The organism is Massilia sp. 9I (genome assembly GCF_902506415.1).
Lineage (GTDB): Bacteria > Pseudomonadota > Gammaproteobacteria > Burkholderiales > Burkholderiaceae_D > Telluria.
Window position 1 is genome coordinate 3,503,838 of record NZ_LR733275.1, and the last position, 22,305, is coordinate 3,526,142.

18 protein-coding genes are annotated in these 22,305 nt (G+C 65.7%); 7 read left to right on the forward strand and 11 right to left on the reverse strand.

Going from position 1 to position 22,305, the window contains the following annotated elements:
* Positions 1–99: 99 nt before the first annotated feature.
* Positions 100–681 (forward strand): PEP-CTERM sorting domain-containing protein, encoded by a 582-nt coding sequence (locus tag GV068_RS15730; protein WP_159699661.1) that lies wholly within the window; start codon positions 100–102, stop codon positions 679–681.
* Positions 682–741: 60 nt separating this feature from the next.
* Positions 742–1,689: a polysaccharide deacetylase family protein gene (locus GV068_RS15735; protein WP_229464236.1), complete on the forward strand. Its 948-nt coding sequence runs from the start codon at positions 742–744 to the stop codon at positions 1,687–1,689.
* On the opposite strand, the gene GV068_RS15740 is transcribed toward GV068_RS15735, so the two are convergent.
* Positions 1,686–2,615, reverse strand: coding sequence for a LysR family transcriptional regulator (locus GV068_RS15740; RefSeq protein WP_229464239.1), 930 nt, complete (start codon positions 2,613–2,615; stop codon positions 1,686–1,688). The genes GV068_RS15735 and GV068_RS15740 overlap by 4 nt on opposite strands.
* 83 nt (positions 2,616–2,698) lie before the next feature.
* Here GV068_RS15740 and GV068_RS15745 point away from each other — a divergent pair, with 83 nt between their 5' ends.
* Positions 2,699–3,454 carry an SDR family NAD(P)-dependent oxidoreductase gene (locus tag GV068_RS15745; RefSeq protein WP_159705103.1) on the forward strand — a complete coding sequence of 252 codons (756 nt, stop codon included), beginning with the start codon at positions 2,699–2,701 and terminating at the stop codon, positions 3,452–3,454.
* A gap of 2 nt (positions 3,455–3,456) precedes the next feature.
* Here GV068_RS15745 and dacB read toward each other — a convergent pair whose 3' ends face one another.
* A complete protein-coding gene (dacB, locus tag GV068_RS15750) occupies positions 3,457–4,959 on the reverse strand; it encodes a D-alanyl-D-alanine carboxypeptidase/D-alanyl-D-alanine-endopeptidase (RefSeq protein WP_159699664.1) in 1,503 nt (500 codons plus the stop codon).
* Positions 4,960–4,969: 10 nt separating this feature from the next.
* Entirely contained in the window at positions 4,970–6,208 is a 1,239-nt protein-coding gene (locus GV068_RS15755) for a nucleoside recognition domain-containing protein (protein WP_159699667.1), read from the reverse strand.
* A 189-nt stretch (positions 6,209–6,397) separates the two neighbouring features.
* Here GV068_RS15755 and GV068_RS15760 point away from each other — a divergent pair, with 189 nt between their 5' ends.
* From GV068_RS15760 to GV068_RS15775, 4 genes are all read left to right on the forward strand, one after another.
* The gene (locus GV068_RS15760) at positions 6,398–7,933 is read left to right on the forward strand and encodes a serine hydrolase (RefSeq protein WP_159699670.1); all 1,536 of its coding nucleotides are present in this window, start codon (positions 6,398–6,400) and stop codon (positions 7,931–7,933) included.
* Between the two features lie 7 nt (positions 7,934–7,940).
* Positions 7,941–9,728 (forward strand): ABC transporter substrate-binding protein, encoded by a 1,788-nt coding sequence (locus tag GV068_RS15765; RefSeq protein WP_159699673.1) that lies wholly within the window; start codon positions 7,941–7,943, stop codon positions 9,726–9,728.
* A 184-nt stretch (positions 9,729–9,912) separates the two neighbouring features.
* Positions 9,913–12,762 (forward strand): TonB-dependent receptor, encoded by a 2,850-nt coding sequence (locus GV068_RS15770; protein WP_159699676.1) that lies wholly within the window; start codon positions 9,913–9,915, stop codon positions 12,760–12,762.
* 90 nt (positions 12,763–12,852) lie between these two features.
* Entirely contained in the window at positions 12,853–13,905 is a 1,053-nt protein-coding gene (locus tag GV068_RS15775) for an LD-carboxypeptidase (protein ID WP_159699679.1), read from the forward strand.
* Here the strand turns inward: GV068_RS15775 and GV068_RS15780 are convergent.
* The 8 genes from GV068_RS15780 to GV068_RS15815 all read right to left on the reverse strand — a co-directional run bounded on the left by GV068_RS15780 (position 13,902) and on the right by GV068_RS15815 (position 22,217).
* Positions 13,902–14,963, reverse strand: a complete 1,062-nt coding sequence (locus GV068_RS15780) for an MORN repeat-containing protein (RefSeq protein WP_159699682.1) — start codon at positions 14,961–14,963, stop codon at positions 13,902–13,904. The two genes, GV068_RS15775 and GV068_RS15780, sit on opposite strands and share 4 nt — an antisense overlap.
* A 58-nt stretch (positions 14,964–15,021) precedes the next feature.
* Positions 15,022–15,555 (reverse strand): GNAT family N-acetyltransferase, encoded by a 534-nt coding sequence (locus GV068_RS15785; RefSeq protein WP_229464241.1) that lies wholly within the window; start codon positions 15,553–15,555, stop codon positions 15,022–15,024.
* Positions 15,552–16,679, reverse strand: coding sequence for an acyl-CoA dehydrogenase family protein (locus GV068_RS15790; protein WP_159699685.1), 1,128 nt, complete (start codon positions 16,677–16,679; stop codon positions 15,552–15,554). The genes GV068_RS15785 and GV068_RS15790 overlap by 4 nt, the downstream gene beginning before the upstream one ends.
* Positions 16,680–16,717: 38 nt before the next feature.
* A complete protein-coding gene (locus tag GV068_RS15795; RefSeq protein WP_159699688.1) occupies positions 16,718–17,386 on the reverse strand; it encodes an SDR family oxidoreductase in 669 nt (222 codons plus the stop codon).
* A gap of 77 nt (positions 17,387–17,463) precedes the next feature.
* Positions 17,464–18,663, reverse strand: coding sequence for an acetyl-CoA C-acyltransferase (locus GV068_RS15800; RefSeq protein WP_159699691.1), 1,200 nt, complete (start codon positions 18,661–18,663; stop codon positions 17,464–17,466).
* Positions 18,656–20,458, reverse strand: a complete 1,803-nt coding sequence (gene aceK, locus GV068_RS15805; protein WP_159699694.1) for a bifunctional isocitrate dehydrogenase kinase/phosphatase — start codon at positions 20,456–20,458, stop codon at positions 18,656–18,658. The genes GV068_RS15800 and aceK overlap by 8 nt, the downstream gene beginning before the upstream one ends.
* A gap of 51 nt (positions 20,459–20,509) precedes the next feature.
* Positions 20,510–21,694: an isovaleryl-CoA dehydrogenase gene (locus tag GV068_RS15810; protein WP_159699697.1), complete on the reverse strand. Its 1,185-nt coding sequence runs from the start codon at positions 21,692–21,694 to the stop codon at positions 20,510–20,512.
* A gap of 121 nt (positions 21,695–21,815) precedes the next feature.
* Complete coding sequence (locus tag GV068_RS15815) at positions 21,816–22,217, reverse strand: MerR family DNA-binding transcriptional regulator (protein ID WP_159699700.1); 402 nt, start codon at positions 22,215–22,217, stop codon at positions 21,816–21,818.
* Positions 22,218–22,305: the final 88 nt, after the last annotated feature.

Consider the following 22,305-nt stretch of genomic DNA (forward strand, 5'->3'; position numbering starts at 1 on the left):
CTTTTTCTTCCCTGCTGAGTAGCGCGGCGGCGACAGGCTGCCGCGTGCCCAGGCCGGGCAGTGCTAATCTGGCATCGTTACCCTGAAGGGAGAACGGCGATGCGCAGGCTTCTTCTCTTGTTCCTCCTCGCCGGCAGCGCCGGCGCCGCGCGGGCCGAGTCGATCGACTGGTCCTTCACCTACACCGGCTTTCACCTCACCTGGACCACCAGGCACAACATCTTCGGCACCACCACGCGCGAAGAAGACATGCCGGCCGCCGAGATCACCGGCATCTTTCGCGGCACTGACCTCGACGGCGACGGCATCCTCGAGGCCGGCGAGCTGAGCTCCTTCGTGGTGGGCGCGATCGAGTACACCGGCTGCGGCGTGAACCCGACCCGCGCGATGATGTGCGATCTCGGTCACTTCAGCTACGTGCCTGGCACCCGGGAGCTGTCCTTTTCGAGCGGATGGCACGGCAACGACGAATTCTTCTCGGGCTGGGGCGGCTGGGTCACGTCAGGCCGGGACGCGGTCGACTATTCGTACGACGACTATTCGGAGTCCACCGTCACCATGGCCTGGACCGACGCGACCCGGCTCAGTTTCCGGCAACTGGCGCCGGTGCCGGAGCCGGCGACCGGGGCGACGGCCGCTGCCGGACTGGCCTTGCTGGGCTGGCGGCGCCGGCGCCATTGACTGGACAGCGCCGCCCCCGGCGGCCAGAATGCCGGTTCCTTCTTCGATTGGAGCCGGTCCATGCCTGCTGTCTTCTCCATGCACTCCCTGCGCACTGCGCTCGCTGCCGCCTGCCTCGTCCTCGCCCCGCAGCTGTACGCACAATCGGTCGCCTTCAGCTTCGACGACGGTCCGAGCCTGGCCGAGACGCCGCGCCTGTCGCCGCAGGCCCGCAATGACGCGATGCTGGCGGCGCTCGCGAAGCACAAAGTGAAAGCGGCGCTGTTCGTCACGGCCGGAAATGGCGCGATCAAGCCGGAAGGCCTGGCGCTGGCGCGCGCCTGGGGCCAGGCCGGGCACGTGGTGGGCAACCACACGATGACCCATCCGGACCTGGACAGCGCCAAGGTCTCCCTGGCCCAGTACCAGCAGGAAGTGCTCGACTGCGACCGCATCATCGCTGCGCTGCCGGGCTACCAAAGGTGGTTCCGCTTTACCTTCCTGCGCGAGGGGAATACGCCGGACAAGCGCAACGGGATGCGCAGCTTCCTGCGCCAGCAGGACTATCGCAACGCGTACGTGACGCTCGATACCAGCGACTGGCGCCTGAACGACAAACTGGTCGAAGTGCTGGAGAAGAATCCGCAGGCCAGCGCCGCCGATCTCGAGCCGATCCGCCAGGCTTACCTGGCGCACCTGCGCCAGCGCGCGCTGGCCTACCGTGCGCTGGCGCAGCGGCTCCAGGGCCGCGACATTCCGCAGATGCTGCTGCTGCACCATAACCTGATCAATGCCCTCTGGCTGGACGACGTGGTCAAGCAGTTCAAGGACATGCAGTGGACGATCATCACGCCGGCGCAAGCCTACGCCGACCCGGTCTATGCGCTGAACCCGGAGCGCGCGGCGCCGGGCCAGAGCCTGCTGCTGTCGATGGGGCGCAGCCTGGGCCTGTCGACCCAGGATCTCGGCCTGCGCCTGATGGACGACGGCGACTTCGAAATCGACGCGCTGAAGCAGCAGGGACTTTAAGACCCGCGCACGTCGAGCGCCGCGAATACCGTTACCGCCCAGTCCACGAACACGCGCGCCTTGGCGTTGAGGTTGCGGTTGGGCGGGTACATCACCCACAGCGGGTGCGACGGCTGTGACCATGCCGGCAGCAGCCGCACCAGTTCCCCGCTGTCGAGGTGGCGCTGCAGCGCGAAGCGGAAGCTCTGAGCCACGCCAAGGCCCGCCAGCAGCGCGCTGACGTGGGCGGTGCTCTCGTTGACCGCAGTGCCGCCTTCGATCGCGATCTCGATCGTCTCGCCGTCGCGCTCGAAGCGCAGCGGCACCGTCCTGCCGCTCAGCGAGGAAAAATAACCGAGCAGGCGGTGGTGCTGTTCCAGCTCGCGCGGATGCGCGGGCAGGCCGTGCGCGGCGACATAGTCGCGGTGGGCGCAGGTGATGAAGTCCAGTTCGCACAGCTTGCGCCCGATGAGCGAGGATTCGGCCAGCGCGCCGCCGCGGATCACGCAGTCGATCCCTTCGCCCACCATGTCGGCCGGGCGGTCGCTCACGCCCAGGCGCAGCTCGATGTCGGGGTAGGCGGCCTGGAAGGCGGGGAGCGCCGGGATCAGGATCAGGTTCGCGATCGAGGAGCCGACGTCGACCCTCAATCGCCCCTTGGGCATGGCGCGCGTGCGCCGCGCCTCGGCATCCATCTCTTCCAGTTCAGCCAGCAGGCGCACCGCGCGCTCGTGGTACTGGGCGCCTTCCGGCGTGACCGTGATGCGGCGCGTGGTGCGGTGGATCAGCTTGGTGCCCAGGTGTTCTTCCAGGTCCTGGATGATCTTGCTGGCGGTCGAACGCGGCAGGCCGAGCTGGTCGGCCGCCTTGGTGAAGTTGCCGGCTTCGGCAATCCGGACGAAGGTGCGCAGGGCGAGCAGGTGGTCCATCCGATTGTGCATGTGCATGGAAGATGATTCCATGATAGCCGGATTTATCCCTGTGCATGTACAAACTACACTGGCTTGCGTCAACCAACCACACGGAGAACATCATGACGAAGCTTGCAAACAAAATCGCACTGGTCACCGGCGGCTCGACCGGCATTGGCCTCGCCACCGCCAAGCAGTTCGCACTGGAAGGCGCCCAGGTCTTCATCACCGGCCGCCGCCAGGCCGAACTCGACGCCGCCGTTGCCGCCATCGGCAGCAAGGCGATCGCGATCCAGGCCGATTCCACCAACCCGGCCGACCTCGATCGCCTGTTCAGCCGCATCCGCGAGCAGGCCGGGCGCCTCGACGTGCTGTACGTGAATGCCGGCGGCGGCGACATGCAGGCGCTGGGGAGCATCACCGAAGAGCACTACGACGCCACATTTGACCGCAACGTCAAGGCGCTGCTGTTCACGGTGCAGAAGGCGATCCCGCTGCTGTCGAAAGGCGCTTCGGTGGTGCTGACCAGCTCCATCACGGGCGTCACCGGCACCGCCGCCTTCAGCGTCTACAGCGCCAGCAAGGCCGCCGTGCGCGCCTTTGCCCGCAGCTGGATCCTCGACCTGAAAGACCGCCAGATCCGCGTCAACGTGGTGAGCCCGGGTCCGGTGCGCACGCCGGGACTGGTGGAGCTGGCCGGTCCGGAAGCGGCGGCGCAGCAGGGATTGCTCGATGCGCTGGCCAGCCAGGTGCCGCTGGGACGCGTGGCCGAGCCGGAAGAGATTGCGAAGGCGGTGCTGTTCCTGGCCTCCGATGATGCGAGCTACGTGAACGGCACCGAGCTGTTCGTCGACGGCGGGATGGCGCAGGTGTGAATCTAAGGCGCGACCGGGGCCGGCTGCTGCGCTGGTTGTTGCTGCGGCGCCCCGGAGCGCGCCACCCAGTCCACCAGCGCATCGAGCACCGCGCGCCCACGCCCATTGCCCGCCTGCTCGCTGTTCACCATCGCCACGAACACGTTCTGCACCCCGTTCGCATCCGGCACATAGCCGGCCAGCGCCACCACGTTGCGCAGCGTCCCAGTCTTCAGGCGCGCACGTCCCGCGGCCGGCGTGCCCTGCAGGCGACGGCGCAGGGTGCCGTCCATGCCGGCGATCGGCATGCTGGCCAGGAACTCGGGCATCCAGTTGCTGCGCAGGCCGGCGTGCAGCAGGTAGGCCATCTGCTGCGGCGTGATCTGTTCCGTGCGCGACAGGCCGGAACCGTTTTCCATCACCAGCCCGGTATCGTCGATGCGCTGCGCACGCATCCATTCGCGCACGGCCGCATCGGCGCGTGCGAAGGTGGTCTCGCCATTGGCAGGAAGCGCGAAGCTGCCCGCCGCCGGATCCGGCTGCAGGCTGCCCAGGCTCAGGAACAGGGTGCGCGCCAGCAGGTTGTCGGAGGGCTTGTTGGTGTCGCGCACCAGCTCGGGCAGCATGCGCGAGCTGTGCTCGGCCAGCACGCGCGAGTCCGGCGGCGCCGTGCCTTCCACCACCTTGCCGCTGAACTTCCCGCCCAGTTCCTTCCACTTCTGGCGGAACAGGCGCTCGATGTAGTCGTTGCGGTCCAGGATGTTGATGCTGTAGCTGCGCGCGCAGTCCTTCGGGAAGGTCCCGTGCAGCAGCACCTTGATGCGGCCATCTTTCTGGCGCACCGCTTCCGGCAGCTTCCAGCCGTCTTCCCATTTCGAGCAGTCGGCATCGATCAGGTTCATGTCGGAACCGATCGTCACGCGGTCGAGTTCCGGCTGCATCTCCAGGTTCAGGCGCTTCGTTGTAGAGCGCATGTCGATCTGCAGCATGTTCTTGTTGATGATGAGCGCGTCGGGAATCACGTTGTAGTAGGCCTCGGGCGACTCGTCGAAAGGAGCGATGCCGACGTCCATGCGTGCCGGCTGCCACAGGCTGCGGTCCAGCACCAGGTCGCCCTCGATGCGGCGAATGCCCTGGTAGTGCAGGGCGCGCAGCATGTTCTCCAGGTGTTCGCCGGACAGGTCGGCGTCGGCGCCGCCCTTCAGGACCAGGTTCCCGCGCAGGACGCCCTTGTCGATCTCGCCGGTCGTGCGCAGCTCGGTGCGGCCGCGAAACACGGGACCGAGGCGCTCCAGGCTGACCATGGTCGTGACCAGCTTCATGGTGGACGCCGGCTGCATCGGCCGGTCGGCATGGTGCGACAGCACGGTCGCGTCGCCTTTCAGCACCAGCACGCCGAGGGCTTCTTCCGGCAGTCCCTGCTGCGCCAGCACCGCGGCCACCGGTGCGGGCAGCTGGGCGAAGGCGCTGAACGAAGCGAAGAAGAGGGTGGCGAGAGCGAAGGGGGAGCAAAACGCGCGCAGCATGGACGGCTCCTTAACCGAAGAAGAGATAGGCGACGAAGATCGCGCCGATGACGCCGGCCAGGTCGGCCAGCAGGCCGTAGCCGATCGCGTAACGGGTCTTGCGGATCCCGACCGAGCCGAAATACAGCGCGACGACGTAGAAGGTGGTGTCGGCCGCGCCCTGCAGGATGCTGGCCAGGCGGCCGACGAAGGAGTCGACGCCGTAGGTAGTCATCGCATCGATCATCATGGCGCGCGAGCCGCTGCCCGAGAGCGGCTTCATGAGCGCGGTTGGCAGCGCGCCGACGAAATCGGTCGGCAGGCCGAGAGCAGTGAAGATCCAGGCGAAGCCGCTGACGATGATGCCCAGGATGCCCGAGTTGCGCACCACGCTGATTGCCACCAGCATGCCGACCAGGTAGGGAATGATCCGTAGCGAGGTCTCGATGCCGCCCTTGGCGCCTTCGATGAAGGCTTCGAACACGTTCACGCGCCTGACCAATGCACCGATCATGAAGGCGGCGATGATCGAGAACAGGATCAGGTTAGCCGTGACCACCGAGACCAGCTGGATCTGGGATTTATCGAGGAACACAGTGAAGTACCAGACCAGCAGGCCAATCAGCGCGGTCAGGCCGCCGATCCAGCCGAATACGGCCGGGTGCAGCAGGTTGATGCGCTGGCGCAGGCTGACGGCGATGATGCCGGTCATGGTCGAGCAGTAGGTCGCGATCAGGGTCGGGATGAAGATGTCGGCCGGATTCGCCGCGCCCAGGATCGCGCGCTGGGCCATGATCGCCAGCGGGATGATGGTCAGGCCCGAGGTCTGGATCACCAGGAACATGATCTGGGCGTCGCTGGCCTCGTCCTTGTTCGGATTCAGCGTTTGCAGGCTTTCCATCGCCTTCAGGCCGAAGGGCGTGGCGGCGTTGTCCAGGCCCAGCATGTTGGCCGAGAAGTTCATCACCATGTGGCCGTTGGCCGGGTGGTCCTTGGGCACGCCCGGGAAGATGCGCGAGAAGAAGGGCGCGATGACGCGCGCGAACAGGTTGATGGCGCCGGCCTTTTCGCCGATGTTCATGATCCCCAGCCATAGGGTCATGACGCCGGCCAGCGGCAGGGCGATGTCCATCACCGCCATCTTGGCCGAGGAGAAGGTGCCGTCGATGATGCGCTTGAAGATTTCGCTATCGCCCAGGAACAGCCACTGCGCGAGCGCCGCGACGAAGCCAACGAGGAAGAAGCCAGTCCAGATGTAATTGAGTGCCATGTGTGAATTCGCCGCAGAGGTACCGCAGATTGTGCAGCGGAGAGTATAGGCCGAGAGCAAGCTGCACAGATGAAAGAATGCATTTACGCCATATGAAAAGGTTATAAGGGCGCACTTTTTGTTTGTTTCGTGGCATGAAAATCAGGGCATAATCTTCCTCCTGATTCACAATCACCGGAGAAGAGAACAATGCAGCGGCCATTTCGCTCCAGCTTGTGCAGCCTGGTACTCCTCCTTGGCAGCATCGTCACCACCCAGGGCCATGCGCAGGAGCCGGCCTCGAGCCGCGGCGAACGCGTAGCCGCGATCCTTCCCGAAATCGACAAGATGTTCACCGAGCTGGCCGGCAAGGAGCACCTGCCGGGCGTGGTGTACGGCGTGGTCCTCGACGGCAAGCTGGTGCACGCCCGTTCGCTCGGCCTGGCCGACGTGGAGCGCAAGATTCCGGCAACGGGTTCGACCGAGTTCCGCATCGCCTCGATGACCAAGAGCTTCGTGGCGATGGCGGCGCTGAAGCTGCGCGACGAGGGCAAACTGCGGCTCGACGATCCGGTCGCGAATGTCCTGCCCGAACTGCGCCGGGTCAAGCTGCCCACCACCGACTCGCCCGAGCTGACGATTCGCCACCTGATGACGATGACCACCGGCCTGCCCGAGGACAATCCCTGGGGCGACCGCCAGATGGCCGAGTCCAACGCGAAAATCGAGCAGCTGGTGGGCGCCGGGCTGTCGTTCTCCAACGCCCCCGGCCACAGTTTCGAGTACAGCAACCTCGGCTACATCCTGCTGGGCAAGGTGGTCAGCAAGGTGTCCGGCATGCGCTTCCAGGACTACGTCACGCGCCAGATCCTGCGCCCACTGGGCATGAAGGACACGCGCTGGGAATATGCGCAGGCCGCGCCGGGCAAGCTGGCGCTGGGCTACCGCTGGGAGCGCGACCACTGGGAACTCGAGCCGATCCTGCACGATGGCGACGGCGCCGCGATGGGCGGCTTGATCACGACCATGGATGACTTTGCGCGCTACGTCGCCTTCCATCTGGACGCCTGGCCGGCCCGCAACGAGCCGGAGCGCGGCCCCGTCAAGCGCGCCTCGCTACGCGAGATGCAACTGCCGCACGCCTTCGCCGGCCTGTCGACCAGGGCGACCCTGAGCGACATGAAGACGCCGAACCCGAACGTCAGCTTCTACGGCTATGGCCTGGTGTGGCAGCGCGACAGCCGTAACGTGGTGACTTCCGGCCATTCGGGCGGCCTGCCGGGCTTCGGCAGCCAGTACCGCTTCGCACCGGAGCACGGTGTCGGCGTGTTTGCCTTCACCAACCTGCGCTACGGGCCGGTGTACGGCCCCGCGGCCAAGGCGCTCGCGATGCTGGTCGAGCGTGCCGATCTTGGCCCGCGCCCGGTGCCCGTGTCGCCGATCCTGGCCACGCGCCACACCCAGGTGGCGCAGCTGGTGCAGTCCTGGGATGCATCCCAGGCGGGCGCAATCGCGGCCGAGAACCTGTTCCTCGACCGTTCGCGGGAAGACTGGATCGTGCATGCGCGCGAAAAGCTGGAGCCGATCGGACGCATCACCTCGGTCGGCCCGATCAAGGCCGAAAACGGCCTGCGCGGCAGCTTCCCCCTGGTGGGCGAGCGCGGCACCGTGAACGTCAAGTTCACGCTCACGCCCGAACGCGAGCCGAAGGTGCAGGAAATCGAACTCACGCCAGTCAAGCAATAAATCCGTCATGACACTTCGCCTTGCCGCCGCCGTTCTCCTGTTCCCCCTGCTGTGCGCCGGCAGCGCGGCGCATGCGCAAGCAAAGGCGCCGGACAAGGTGCTGCACATGTTCCTGTCCACCAGCGAGACCGGACTCGACCCGGCCTCCGCCTCGGACAACGCCAGCCTGTCGCTGCTGGAAAACCTGTTCGACCCGCTGCTGCGCTACGACTACCTGGCGCGTCCGGCGCAGCTGCGCCCGAACACCGCCACCGCCATGCCCGAGGTGAGTGCGGACGGCCTGACCTATACTTTCCGTATCCGCCCCGGCATTTACTTCACCCCCGATTCCGCCTTCAAGGGCGTGAAACGGGAGATGACGGCCCAGGACTACGTCTACAGCATCAAGCGCCTGTACAACCCGGCGCTGAAGTCGCCCTGGGCCTATATGTTCGACGGGAAGATCGACGGCGACGAGGCGCTGAAAAAAGACTACGACGTCGACACGCCGGTCGCCGGCCTGCAGGCTCCCGACAAGTACACCCTGCGCATCCGCCTGAAAGCCCCGGACAACAACTTCCTGTTCTACCTCGCTACCGCCGCCACCGGCGCGGTGGCGCGCGAAGTGATCGAGGCCTATCCTGGCCAGGCCGGCAACCACCCGGTCGGCACCGGTCCCTTCATGGTGGGCGAATGGAAGCGCAGCGACCGCATCGTCCTGCTGGCCAATCCGTATTCGAGCGCGGTGTTCCACGCCACCCCGGGCGACAACCCAGAAGACAAGGCGATCGCCGCGGCGCTGGAAGGCAAGCGCCTGCCGCGCGTGGACCGGGTCGAGGTGCGCATCGCCGAGGAATTCCAAGGCCGCATGCTGGGCTTCCTGAACGCCGAATACGACTACCTCGAGCAGATTCCCGAATCGATGACCGACATGGTGGTGCGCGACGGCCAACTGAAGCCCGAACTGGCGGCGCGCGGCATCGTGCTGTCGCGCTTCCCGGTGCTGCAGACCTATTACATGTGGATGAACATGAACGACCCGGTGGTCGGCGGCTACGGCAAGGACCGGGTGGCGCTGCGCCGTGCGATCTCGCTCTCGTATAACAATGCCGAGGATATCGCCCTGCTGAAGAAAGGCTTTGCGATCAAGGCCGAGTCGCCGCTGCCGCCCAATGTGCTGGGCTACGACCCGCATTACCGCAGCCCGGTGCCCTACGATCCGGCCCTGGCGAATGCCCTGCTGGACCGCTACGGCTACACACGGCGTGACCAGGACGGATTCCGTCGGACTCCCGACAACAAGCCCTTGACGCTGACGATGCACAGCGAAGCCACGGTCGGCGGCCGCCTGCGCGACGAGTTATGGCGCAAGTGCCTGAACGCGATCGGCCTGCGCGTGCTGTTCAAGTCGGACAAGAAGACCGAGATCATCAAGGCCTCGCGCCTGGGCACGGTCCAGATGTTCGAAAGTAACTGGATCGCCGACTTCCCCGACGGCGACAACTTCTACCAGCTGCTGTACGGCCCGAACGCCGGCCGCGCCAATTATTCGCGCTTTAACCTGCCGGCATATAACGAACGCTACGAACAAGCGCGCCGCCTGCGCGACGGCCCGGAGCGCCAGAAGCTCTATTTCGAGATGAACCAGCTGATCCACGCCTATAACCCGTGGGTGCCACTGACTCACGTTTTGTCGGGCGATTTGCGTCATCCGTGGTTGAAAAACTACAAACGCCACCCCGTGGAATTCACCCAATGGCGTTATCTGGATGTCGATGTTGCGCAAAGGGCACGCTCTGGCAGGGCGTCTCCCTAGATGCATACAGTTTTTCCTAAATTAAACATTCCTGTTAGTTATACTGGCCGCCGGATAATTCATTGGATAGCCATAAATCAGTCGGCCTATCCTGAAATCGCACAATAAGGTAATGACAAGAATTACCGCCAGATAACCGGCCAGGCCTGCCCCGGTCGCCAAGGGAAAACGTTAGGAGAAACGCGTGAAGTTAAAGAAGCTCGCCCATTTGATCGCCCTGATGGGAGCAGTCAGCCCGGCACTGGCACAGAACATCCAGACCACCGGCCCGATCCAGCGTGTCGAGATCACCGGCAGTAGCATCAAGCGTATCGCCAAGGAAGGCGCGCTGCCGCTCGAGATCATCAGCGCCAAGCAGATCGAAGCGCAAGGCATCGTCAGCGCCGAGCAGCTGATCGCGACCCTGAACATCAACGGCAACGGCTCCGACAACCTGGCATCCAACGCCGACGTCACCTCGGGCGCCCAGCGCGGCAACAACGGCGCGTCTTCGGCCAACCTGCGCGGCCAGGGCGCCGACTCGACCCTGGTCCTGCTGAACGGCCGCCGTATCGCGACCCACGGCATGAAGGGCTCGGCAGTCGACCTGAACTCGATCCCGATGGCGGCGGTGGACCGCGTCGAAGTGCTGAAGGACGGCGCCTCCGCGATCTACGGTACCGATGCGATCGGCGGCGTGATCAACTTCATCCTCAAGAAAAATTACAAGGGCCTGGAGGCCCAGGGCTTCGTCGACGTCACCGAAGCCGGCGGCAGCGAGATCGGCCGCGCCTCGATCACCGGCGGCTGGGGCGACCTGCAGACCGACGGCTGGAACGTGCTGGCCACCTACTCGCACCGCGAGAACAAGGCCCTGCGCGGTGACCAGCGCGACTTCGTGAACACCTTCCAGCCCGACCGCGGCGTTTCGGTCGACACCCGCGGTTCGCCAAGCGCCAACGTGTTCGCCACCACCGTCGGCCCGTCGCTGCTCTCGCGCACCGGCACCGGCCCGACCATCCCGGGCGGCGGCACCACCACCTATAACGGCATCAGCATCCTCGACCTGCCGGGCGGCGCTGGCTGCACCAGCATCGACGGCATGGGTCCGTACGACGAAAAGCTGTGGAACAGCGCCGGCGCCGCCTATGGCTGCGCCTGGGACACCGGCCGCGCGGCCGTGCTGCAGCAGCCGGTCAAGAGCGACAACGCGCTGGCGCGCGCCACCTTCCAGTCGGGCGACCACCAGTTCTTCGTCGAAGCTGTGGGCTCGAACGTCGAAGTGGCCAAGCGCTTCTCGCCGAACCAGATCTCGCCGGGCACCACCACCTTCCCGGCCAGCTCCTTCTACCCGAGCACCGGCGCGGCCTATAACACCGTGTACAACGCGCTGGTCAAGGTCTTCCCGAGCATCTCGGCCAACTACGGCCTGCCGATCGCCTACCGCTGGCGCTGCATGGAGTGCGGCAACCGCGAGATCGTGACCGAATCGAAGGCAGCGCGCCTGCTGGTCGGCGCCGATGGCCCGGTCAACCTGTTCGGCCGCGCTTTCGACTACCGCGTCGGCGCGTCGCGCGCCTTCAGCGAGTCGGAATCGACCCTGGGCACCGGCTACAACTACCAGGTCGCGCTGGCTAACGCGCTTGGGACCGGCATCATCAACCCCTTCCTGCTGCCGGGCGAGAAACAGTCGCAGGCAGCGATCGACCTGATCAAGAGCACCTCGGCCCAGGGCGTCACCCTGTACGGCGGCAAGACCATCCTGACCCAGGCCGACGGCGCGCTGTCGGGCGAGCTGTTCAACCTGCCGGCCGGCGCCGTGATGGGCGCGGTCGGCTTCGACCTGCGCCGCGAAGAGTACAAGTTCAACGGCGACAAGCGCGCAGCAAGCGCCCGTCCGGCGATCCTGAACGCACCGTTCGACGATCCGAACGCGCTGGACGGCGTGCACCGCGACATCAAGGCGATCTACGCCGAACTGCTGGTCCCAGTGGTCAAGAACCTGGACGTGACGCTGGCGATCCGCCGCGACCACTACAGCGGCATCGGCAGCACCACCAACCCGAAGGTCTCGTTCCGCTACCAGCCGATTCCGGAGCTGCTGTTCCGCGGTTCGTACAACGAAGGCTTCCGTGCCCCGTCGTTCAACCAGCTGTACAACGGCATCACCGAGTCGCCGTACGCCGGCAAGGACCTGGTCGACCCGTCCCGCTGCCCGACCGGCCTGGTCGACGCGACCAAGCCTGGCTGCGAATCGATCACCCCGAACATCTACACCGGCGGTAAATCGAACCTGGGCCCGGAAACCGCGAAGCAGGGCACCGTCGGCGTCGTGATCGAGCCGTTCGCCTGGTTCTCGGCCAATGCCGACATCTGGGAGATCCGCAAGCAGAACACCATCGACTCGTTCAGCACCGCGACCATGGTGGCGAACTACAACCTGTTCTCGGAAAACTTCATCCGCGATGCGGCCGGCAACATCGTCATCATCGACCAGCGCTGGGTCAACGCCGGCGAGCGCACCACCCGCGGTCTCGAGCTGGGCGCCCGCTTCAACGGCAAGTTCAGCACCGGCGCCACCTGGACCGCGGGCATCGACGGTTCGCGCCTGCTGGAGAAGAAGTCGCGCGCCACCACCAACGCGGCCTTCGGTCCGAGCGAAGTGGGCCGCTTCACCTTCACCGGTGACCTGGGCCTGAAGTGGAAGCATACCGCCTACGTGACCTACAAGTACGGCGACTGGAGCGGCCTGTTCCAGAACATCTACCGTTCGGGTTACACCGACCAGGTGCTGCCGGGCGTGGCCAACGGCCTCGTGAAGCCGACCAACTACAACCCGAAGGTGGACGACTACTCGATCTTCAACCTGACCGCGAGCTACACCGGCTTCAAGAACCTGACGCTGACCGCGGGCGTGAAGAACATCTTCGATGAAGATCCGCCGTTCGCGATCACCTACGACGGCAACACCGGCGCAGGCAGCAGCTGGGAACCGCGCGTGGCCGACCCGCGTGGCCGCTCGTACAGCCTGCAGGTGACCTACAAGTTCTTCTAACTTGATCGCCTGGGTTATCCCAACCCGCGGCCCGCAGTCGATGGAGGCGAACGCCTCCACGGCGCGGGCCGTTTTTATTTGTCCTCGCCTATGAAAATCAGCCGGCGCGGCTTCGGCGCTTCCGTCGCAGCCGCCATCTCAGCACCCAGCTTTGCCGCTCCCGGGCGCGCGTCGATTCGCCGGCCGTCCGTACACCTGATCAAACCTCCGCGCCTGCGCCCCGGCGACCTGGTCGGCCTGGTCGCGCCGGGCGGCGTGGTCGACCAGCGCCTGATCGAGAAGTCCGTGCAGAACATCGAAGCGCTGGGCCTGCGCGTGAAAGTGGGTGCTTACCTTGGGGCCGCTTTCGGCAACTACGCAGGTTCGGTGCAGCAGCGCCTGGCCGACCTGCACGCCATGTTCGCCGACCCCGAGGTCAAGATGATCTGGCCGATCCGCGGCGGCTCCGGCTGCATCTCGCTGCTGTCCCGGCTGGACTACGCCCTGATCCGCCGCAACCCCAAGATCCTGCTCGGCTACTCCGACATCACCGCGCTGCACCTGGCGATCCACAACAAGACCGGCCTCGTGACTTTCCACGGCCCGGTGGCCTCGTCGACGCTGGCCGATTACCCGCGCGAGCACATGATGGCCGTGCTCACCGATCCGCGCCCCAGCTACACGATCCCGATGGCGCCCGAGAACGTGGTGAAGGCGCACACCATGCCGCACTTCGGCATCCGCACCGTGACGGCGGGCGTCGCCACCGGAGCGCTGCTGGGCGGCAACCTGTCAATCGTGGCGGCCCTCGCCGGCACGCCCTATGCGGCGGACTTCCGCGACAGCCTGCTGTTTCTGGAAGAGGTGGACGAGGCGCCCTACCGCCTGGATCGCTGGATGACCCAGCTCGACCTGTCGACCGGGTTCGCGAATGCGGCCGGCGTCATCGTCGGCGTCTGCGAGGACTGCGCCCCGCAGGAAGGGCGGCGCTCATTGAGCCTGGACCAGACTTTCGACCAGCACCTGCAGCCCTTGACCATCCCGGCGGTGACCGGCTATTCGATCGGCCACATCCGCCACCAGTTCACGGTGCCGATCGGCGTGCGCGCACGGCTCGATACCGCGGCGCAGACCGTGACCCTGCTCGAAGCCGCGGTCGCCTAGGACTGCTCCACGGTGAAGCGGAACTTGATTGGATAGAGCATCTCGCAGGGCGTTCCCGCGCACAGCGCCGGTTTGAAGCGCTGGATCATGGCGACCATCCCCAGGTAACGCGCGAACTCCTTGTGCGGCACGCCATAGGTGCTGACGCTGGTCGGCTTGCCGTCCGCGCCCACGGTCACGTAGACCAGCGCGTCGCCGCGGTAGTCGGTGAATTTCCGGTACAGCTTGGCGACGTCGCCATACCAGGCGCGCCCGCCCTTGAGCGGATACGGCGGTTCGTCCCTGTCGTCGAGGGCGGGATAGGCGCTGCGGATCATGGCTTGCTGGGCCGGCGTCAGTTCCTGCCAGGACGCTTCCATGGGTGTCGAACCGATGGCGCGGTCGCGCTTCAGGAAGGAACCCACGGCCGGATGCTCGTCCTTGAGGGCAAAGCGTTCACGCTCGCCGACAGGCCGGGGCGCCGCATCGAGGGCGCGTCCGTCGACGAATTCCCCGGTGTAGCTGCGGCCGCCGTTGTAGACGATCTTGCCTTGGCCGTGCATCTGGCCGTCGCGCCACTCGCCTTCGTAGCTGCCGCCCAGCGTGTAGCTCGCCTTGCCGATGCCATGGCGCCGGTTCTTTTTCCACTGGCCTTCGTAGCTCGAGCGGTCCAGCGCCTCCTGGACGCCATTGCCTTCCTTGCGCCCGTCCACGAAGTCGCCCTCGTACCTGCTGCCGTCCCTGGCGGACTCCAGGTAGCCGCTACCGTGCGGCATGCCCCACCTGACCGGCCCGATGTACGTGCCGGCGTCAGACATCACGGTCGCTTCGCCCATGACCACGCCCTGGACCAAGGACGCTTCCAGGCGCCGCTTGCCCGAGGATTGCGTGCGCCATTCGAGCACGCCCTTGCCCTCGGCATAGCCATCCTTGCAGCCGCCCGACCACGATACGGCGCCGTCGACGGGCGCCGGCAGCAGTTGCGCGATGCGGCAGTCGGCCTTGCCGAGGTCGGCCGCATGGGCCGCAGGGTTCACGAGGAGCAGGGGAAGGAAGAGGAGGCGGGCACGAACGTTCATCGGGCCAGTATAGGGCCCGGTGCCTGCCGGTCAATGCAGGCGGCATGAAGTGAAGGGCTCAGCCCAGCCGCACGCTCATCGAGACTTCGCCCACCGACATGCCGGCGATGCGGTACAGGTCCGGCACTTCGCCGGTCTCCACGAAACCGCTGCGCACGTAGAGCGCACGCGCCTTGTGGTTCTGCGACAGCACCTCGAGGTCGACCCAGGCGAAGCCGGTGGCGCGCGCCCAGCCCAGCGCTTCCTGCACCAGGCGCGTGCCCAGGCCCACGCGGCGCAGGTCGTGGCGCACGCCCATGCCGAGCAGGGTGCGGTGGGCGCAGGCGGGTTCCGGCCGGCCGCGCAGGTCGATGTGGCCGGCGATGCTGCCCGCGGCATCGAGCGCGACCCAGACATGGCGCCAGCCCGGCTGGCCGACCGGCGTGGCCATGCCGGTCGCGAAGCGCTCGCGCATTGGTTGCGGCACGCCGTCCAGGGTCGGCGCCATCGGCTGGAACAGGATGCCGTCACGGCCGTTCTCGGCCAGCTGTTCGCCCAGGTAGGCGAACAGGGCCGGCAGGTCGGCGGCCGTAGCAGGACGGATGAGGATCACAGCGCGCGCGCGATCAGGATCTTCTGGATGTCGCTGGTGCCTTCGTAGATCTGGCACACGCGCACGTCGCGGTAGATGCGCTCGACCGGGAAGTCGGCCACGTAGCCGTAGCCGCCGAACACCTGCATCGCGTTCGAGACCACGCGCTCGGCCATCTCGGAGGCGAACAGCTTGGCCATCGCGGCTTCCTTCAGGCAGGGCAGCCCGGCATCCTTCATCGCCGCCGCATGCAGGATCAGCTGGCGCGCAGCCTCGATCTGCATCGCCATCTCGGCCAGGCGGAACTGCACCGACTGGTGCTCGAAGATCGGCTTGCCGAAACTCTCACGTTCCCTGGCGTAGCCAAGGGCCGCTTCATAGGCTGCGCGCGCCATGCCGACCGACTGCGAAGCGATGCCGATGCGGCCGCCCTCCAGGCCCGACAGCGCGATCTTGTAGCCCATGCCTTCTTCGCCGATCAGGTTCGCGGCAGGCACGCGGCAGTTATCGAACACGATCTGGGCCGTGTCCGAGGAATGCTGGCCCATCTTCTCTTCGACGCCGGCGACGATGTAGCCGGGCGTCTGGGTCTCGACCCAGAAGGCGCTGATGCCCTTCTTGCCGGCGGCTTTGTCCGTGACCGCCATGACGATGGCCACGTCGCCGTATTTGCCGCTGGTGATGAACTGCTTGCTGCCGTTGATGACGTAGTGGTCGCCGTCCTTTACCGCCGTGGTGCGCAGCGCCGAAGCGTCGCTGCCGGTATGCGGCTCGGTCAGGGCAAAGGCGCCCAGCATGTCGCCTTGCGCCAGCGGACGGAGGAAGCGCTCCTTCTGTTCTTCGTTCGCGTACATCATGGCGATCGAGCACACCGGGCAGTTGTTGACCGAGATGATGGTCGAGGTGCCGCCGTCGCCGGCCGCGATCTCTTCCAGCACCAGCGCCAGCGACACGTAGTCGAGGCCCGCGCCGCCATACTGCTCCGGCACCGCGACGCCGAAGGCGCCCAGCTGGGCCAGGTCCTTCAGCTCGTCCTTCGGGAAGATGTGCTCGCGGTCCCAGCGCGCGGCGTTCGGGGCCAGGCGCTCCTGCGCGTAGCTGCGCAGGGCGTCGCGGATCATCTGGTGTTCTTCGCTCAGAATCATTGTGTCTCGTTGTTTGTTATGCGCGATGCGTTATAGGGTTACCACGGAATCGGCGTGCCGTCGTGGTCGAGGAAGGCGCCGTTGCTGGACGCGTCCAGCCTGGCCAGCGTGGCGCGCAGGTCGCGCACGCTTTGCTCCGGCGTGAGGGTGGCGCCGGCGCCGCCCATGTCGGTCTGCACCCAGCCCGGGTGGAAGGCCACGCAGGTCACGCCCTGCGCGCCGTAGGTGATGGCGGCATCGGCCAGCACCGAGTTCAATGCGGCCTTGCTGGCGCGGTACAGGGTGCCCTCGGTACTGTTGCGCGCGCCGATGGAACCCATTTTAGAAGACAGCACGGCCAGCTTGCCGCGGGTGTCGGCCACCAGCGGGCCGACGATCGGGATCAGGCGCATCGCCGACAGCACGTTGGTGTGCATGACCGTGTCGAATTCTGGGCCGGTAGGGAAGCTGGAGCCCGAGGGACCGTAGACGCCGGCCACCAGCCAGGCCACGTCCACCTGTTCGTCGTCGAGCCGCCAGCCCAGCGCGGCGATCGAGTCGGCGCTGGTGACGTCGAGTGGGTAGCTGACGGCGCCCATCTGCGACAGTTCAGCGCAGTCTTCCTGCTTGCGCGCGGTGGCGATCACGCGCCAGCCCTCTAGGCGGTACTGGCGCACCATCTCGTGGCCGATGCCACGGGAGGCGCCGAGGATCAAAGCGGTAGGCATGACGGGCTCCTTGTTCGATTCGCTAAGACTCGTGGTGAATACGGCCAGAACGGCCGCATTCACCACGCTTTGTCAGCTTACACCAGCTCGATCGCCATCGCGGTCGCTTCGCCGCCGCCGATGCACAGCGAGGCCACGCCGCGCTTGCCGCCGGTGCGCTTCAGCGCGCCCAGCAGGGTGACGATGATGCGCGCGCCCGAGGCGCCGATCGGGTGGCCCAGGGCGCAGGCGCCGCCGTGGATGTTGACCTTGCTGTGCGGGATGTCGAGGTCGCGCATCGCGGCCATCGGCACCGCGGCAAACGCTTCGTTGATCTCGAACAGGTCGACGTCACCCGCGGTCCAGCCGGTCTTCTTGAACAGCTTCTGCATCGCGCCGATCGGTGCGGTGGTGAACAGGTTCGGTTCCTGCGCGTGGGTAGCGTGGCCGAGGACGCGGGCGATCGGGGTCAGGCCCAGCTCTTTCGCTTTCGATTCGCGCATCATCACCAGGGCCGCGGCGCCGTCGTTGATCGACGAGGACGAGGCGGCGGTCACGGTGCCGTCCTTCTTGAAGGCGGGCTTGAGCGATGGGATCTTGTCGACCTTGGCCTTCATCGGGCCTTCGTCCTTCTCGACCACCAGCTCGCCAGTGCGGGTGGCGACCGAGACCGGCGCCACTTCCCAGTTGAACCAGCCTTCGTTGTTGGCAGCCTGGGCGCGCTTGACCGATTCGATCGCGAAGTTGTCCTGCTCTTCGCGCGAGAACTGGTAGGTGGCCACGCACTCTTCGGCGAAGGTGCCCATCGAGCGGCCTTCGCCGGTCTTCTCGTTGCGCGAGTAGGCGTCTTCCAGGCCGTCGAGCATCATGTGGTCGAACATCGGCGCGTGGCCGATGCGGTAGCCGCCGCGCGCCTTCGGGATCAGGTAGGGGGCGTTGGTCATCGATTCCATGCCGCCTGCGACCACGATGTCGGCGCTGCCGGCCACCAGCTGGTCATGGGCGAAGATCGCGGCCTGCATCGCCGAGCCGCACATCTTCGACAGGGTCACGGCGCCGGTCGACAGCGGCAGGCCGGCCTTGATCAGCGCCTGGCGCGCCGGGGCCTGGCCCTGGCCGGCCATCAGGCAGTTGCCGAAGTAGACATGCTCGACGCTGTTCGCATCGACGCCGGCGCGCTCCACCGCAGCCTTGATCGCCACCGCGCCGAGGTCGCTCGCCGACTTCGACGAAAAATCGCCCTGGAAGGCGCCCATCGGGGTGCGGGCGGCGCCAACGATAACGACTGGATCATTCATTGTTCAGGTTCTCCAAAGTAGAGGGATGTGCTGGGTGGCAGAAGCGAATCTGCTGGGGGTAAGGGAAGACGTCGTCGACGACGCCCGCCAGGATGCGGTCCTTGTGGGATTGCCAGTATGCGCGGCTCAGGAGCTCCGCGTGGTGCTTCATAAAATAGTGACGGATGGTCGGATTTCCAAGAAGGAAACGGCCGAACTGTTCCGGAAAAACGTCGTGCTTGCCGATCGGGTACCAGGGTTCCGAAGCCATCTCGTCCTCTTCGTTGCGCGCTTCCGGGATGTCGCGGAAATTGCAGTCGGTGAGGTATTCGATCTCGTCGTAATCATAGAACACGACGCGGCCGTGGCGAGTGACGCCGAAATTCTTGTACAGCATATCGCCGGGGAAGATATTCGCGGCCACCAGGTCCTTGATCGCATTGCCGTATTCGATCACGCCGTGCTCGATGCGTTCCTCGTCGCCTGCCGCCTGCGCATCGGTCAGGTAGAGATTCAGCGGCACCATGCGGCGCTCGATGTAGAGGTGGCGCACGATGATGCGCTCGCCCTCGATCTCGACCAGCGAGGGGGCGAACGCCTTCAGCTCGCCCAGCAGTTCCTCGGAAAAGCGCGCCAGCGGGAACGCGACGTCGGAATATTCGAGCGTATCGGCCATGCGCCCGACGCGGTCGTGGTGCTTCACCAAGAGGTACTTTTCCTTGACCTGGGCGCGCGTGGTTTCCTTCGGCGGCGGATAGAAATCCTTGATCACCTTGAACACATAGGGGAAGGACGGCAGCTCGAACACCAGCATCACCAGGCCGCGGATGCCGGGGGCGATGCGGAAGGGGTCGGAGCTGTGTTTCAGGTGCTGCAGGAAGTCGCGGTAGAACAGGGTCTTGCCCTGCTTCTGCAGGCCCAGCACGGTATAGATCTCGCTGCGCGGCTTGCGCGGCATCAGGCTGCGCAAGAACTGGACGTAGGCCGAGGGCACTTCCATGTCCACCAAAAAGTAGGCGCGCGTAAAGCTGAACAGCAGGGTGATGTGATAGACGTCGGTCAGCACCGTGTCCAGCACCAGCTTGCCGGCGCGCTCGTGCAGCACCGGGATCACGAAGGGGTAGTCGCGCGGTCCGTTGATGGCGCGCCCGACGATGTAGGCGCCCTTGTTGCGGAAGAAGGGGCTCGAGAGCACCTGCAGCTGCAAATTCGACTCCGCGCGCTGCAATCCGAAGGCCTCGGTGATGCGCGCCTCGACGCTGGCGACATCGCGCTCGAGGTCGGCGAAGGGCTGGGCGAACTGGAAATTGGTGATCACGCGGCGCAGCGCACCGTGCAGGCCGTCGGCGGCCGGGTAATAGACGCGGTAGGTCGGCTGCGGCTCGTCGGTCTCGATGTACTCGGTGGAGATCACCGGGCGCACGAAGATGTAATCGTTATGGTAGTAGCTGCGGTGCAGGATGATGCAGCTGACCGAATTGAAGAAGGTCTCGGCCAGTTCCGGCTGCTTGTGGCCGGACAGCAGGCCGATGTAATGCAGCTTGGTTTCGCGCCAGACGGGGTCGAGGAGTTCTTCTGCTTCGTACTCGTCCTGCAGGACGTGGACGCATTCCTGCACCCGCTTGTCGTAGTAATCGATGCGCTCGCGCGCGGCCCCCTGGGCGGTGGCCCAGTCGGCGGTCTCGAAGTACTGGCGCGCCTGGCGGCTGGCCTGGCGGAACAGGCGGTAGTGCTTGTCGAAGCCGTCCAGGATGGTGCGCGCGATGTCGAATGCGATCTGGGAAGACAGCAGTTTGGGGAACGCTCCCTGGGTCATCGTTCGTCTCGCGCGCGGGCCAAGCCGGTGGACCTGTCGGTCCAGCGGGTATTACATCGTTTCGCCGAACAGCTCGCGGCCGATCAGCATGCGGCGGATCTCGCTGGTGCCTGCGCCGATTTCGTAGAGCTTCGCATCGCGCCAGAGACGACCGACCGGATACTCGTTGATATAGCCATTGCCGCCCAGGGTCTGGATCGCTTCGCCGGCCATCCAGGTCGCCTTCTCGGCGCTGTACAGGATGGCGCCGGCGGCGTCCTTGCGCAGGGCGCGCACCTGTTCCGGCGAGGTGGCGCGGTCGCAGGCCTGGCCCACGGCGTAGACATAGGCGCGGCAGGCCATCATGGTCGAATACATGTCGGCGATCTTGCCCTGCATGAGCTGGAACTCGCCGATGGCCTGGCCGAACTGCTTGCGCTCGTGGATGTAAGGCACCACCGAATCCATGCAGGCCGACATGATGCCCAGCGGTCCGCCCGACAGCACGGTGCGCTCGAAGTCCAGGCCCGACATCAGGACGTTGACGCCCTTGCCGACGCCGCCCAGCACGTTCTCGACCGGCACTTCGCAGTCCTGGAACACCAGTTCGCCCGTGTGCGAACCGCGCATGCCCAGCTTGTCGAGCTTCTGGGCGATCGAGAAGCCCTTGAAGCCCTTTTCGATCAGGAAGGCGGTCATGCCGCGCGGGCCCGCTTCCAGGTCGGTCTTGGCGTACACCACCAGGGTGTCGGCGTCCGGACCGTTGGTGATCCACATCTTGGTGCCGTTCAGGACGTAGCGGTCGCCCTTCAGTTCTGCCTTGAGTTTCATGCTGACGACGTCGGAACCGGCGTTCGGCTCGGACATGGCCAGGGCGCCGACATGCTCGCCCGAGATCAGCTTCGGCAGGTACTTGCGCTTCTGCTCTTCGCTGCCGTTGCGCTTGATCTGGTTGACGCACAGGTTCGAGTGGGCGCCGTAGGACAGGCCGACCGAGGCCGAGGCACGCGAGATTTCTTCCATGGCGATGATGTGCGCCAGGTAGCCCATGTTGGCGCCGCCGTACTCTTCGCCGACGGTGATGCCCAGCAGGCCCAGTTCGCCCATCTTCTTCCACAGGTCCATCGGGAACTGGTCGCTGCGGTCGATCTCCGCGGCGCGCGGTGCGATTTCGGCCTCGGCGAACTGTTGTACGGCTTCGCGCAGCGCGGCGATGTCTTCGCCATGGTCAAAGGTCAAGCCTGGGAGATGCAGCATGGTCGTCCTCACGGGTGAACGGTGGTTGAGCAGAAAGTAGGGTGAATCATACTCGCCTCTTACGTTAACGTAAACGTCAACCAAAGGGCGAAAAAAGCGGGGCCGGGCCCCGCGGGTTCATTCAGGCAGCGTCTTTGCGTTCCGCGTTTTCCGCCAGCAGGCGGCGGCATTCCTCTTCATGCGCGGAGATTTCCTCCAGCGCCATCTCGATGTCGGCACGCTGCTGTTCCAGCGTCACGCGCTGGTGCGCCAGCACCCCGAGGAAACGGTCGATCTGGGCCGCCGTATCGCGCGGCGACTCGTACATGTCGACGATGCTCTTGATTTCCGACAGGGTCAGGCCGAGGCGTTTGCCGCGCAGGGTCAGTTTCAGCCGGGTGCGGTCGCGCGGGGTGTAGACGCGGTTGCGGCCGCCCACGCCTTCGCGCTTGGGGCTGAGCAGTCCCTGGTCTTCATAGAAACGGATGGCGCGGGCGGTAATGTCGAATTCGCGGGCCAGTTCGGCGATGGTGTAGGTGACCATGGAAGCTACGGATAAGGAAAGCCTGGGGCAAGGGAAGCAAAACGCGGAATCGCTTACAATCGATGTCTGCGCATTTCCGTTTACGTTA

Bases quoted from the DNA above. Each gene is read 5' to 3' on its own strand.
- GV068_RS15755 (WP_159699667.1), bottom strand. From the start codon at position 6,208: ATGGCACTCAATTACATCTGGACTGGCTTCTTCCTCGTTGGCTTCGTC.
- GV068_RS15735 (WP_229464236.1), top strand. From the start codon at position 742: ATGCCTGCTGTCTTCTCCATGCACTCCCTGCGCACTGCGCTCGCTGCC.
- GV068_RS15740 (WP_229464239.1), bottom strand. From the start codon at position 2,615: ATGCACATGCACAATCGGATGGACCACCTGCTCGCCCTGCGCACCTTC.
- GV068_RS15730 (WP_159699661.1), top strand. From the start codon at position 100: ATGCGCAGGCTTCTTCTCTTGTTCCTCCTCGCCGGCAGCGCCGGCGCC.
- dacB (WP_159699664.1), bottom strand. From the start codon at position 4,959: ATGCTGCGCGCGTTTTGCTCCCCCTTCGCTCTCGCCACCCTCTTCTTC.
- GV068_RS15795 (WP_159699688.1), bottom strand. From the start codon at position 17,386: ATGCCTACCGCTTTGATCCTCGGCGCCTCCCGTGGCATCGGCCACGAG.
- GV068_RS15780 (WP_159699682.1), bottom strand. From the start codon at position 14,963: ATGAACGTTCGTGCCCGCCTCCTCTTCCTTCCCCTGCTCCTCGTGAAC.
- GV068_RS15815 (WP_159699700.1), bottom strand. From the start codon at position 22,217: ATGGTCACCTACACCATCGCCGAACTGGCCCGCGAATTCGACATTACC.
- GV068_RS15760 (WP_159699670.1), top strand. From the start codon at position 6,398: ATGCAGCGGCCATTTCGCTCCAGCTTGTGCAGCCTGGTACTCCTCCTT.
- GV068_RS15790 (WP_159699685.1), bottom strand. From the start codon at position 16,679: ATGATTCTGAGCGAAGAACACCAGATGATCCGCGACGCCCTGCGCAGC.
- GV068_RS15810 (WP_159699697.1), bottom strand. From the start codon at position 21,694: ATGCTGCATCTCCCAGGCTTGACCTTTGACCATGGCGAAGACATCGCC.
- GV068_RS15765 (WP_159699673.1), top strand. From the start codon at position 7,941: ATGACACTTCGCCTTGCCGCCGCCGTTCTCCTGTTCCCCCTGCTGTGC.
- GV068_RS15775 (WP_159699679.1), top strand. From the start codon at position 12,853: ATGAAAATCAGCCGGCGCGGCTTCGGCGCTTCCGTCGCAGCCGCCATC.
- aceK (WP_159699694.1), bottom strand. From the start codon at position 20,458: ATGACCCAGGGAGCGTTCCCCAAACTGCTGTCTTCCCAGATCGCATTC.
- GV068_RS15800 (WP_159699691.1), bottom strand. From the start codon at position 18,663: ATGAATGATCCAGTCGTTATCGTTGGCGCCGCCCGCACCCCGATGGGC.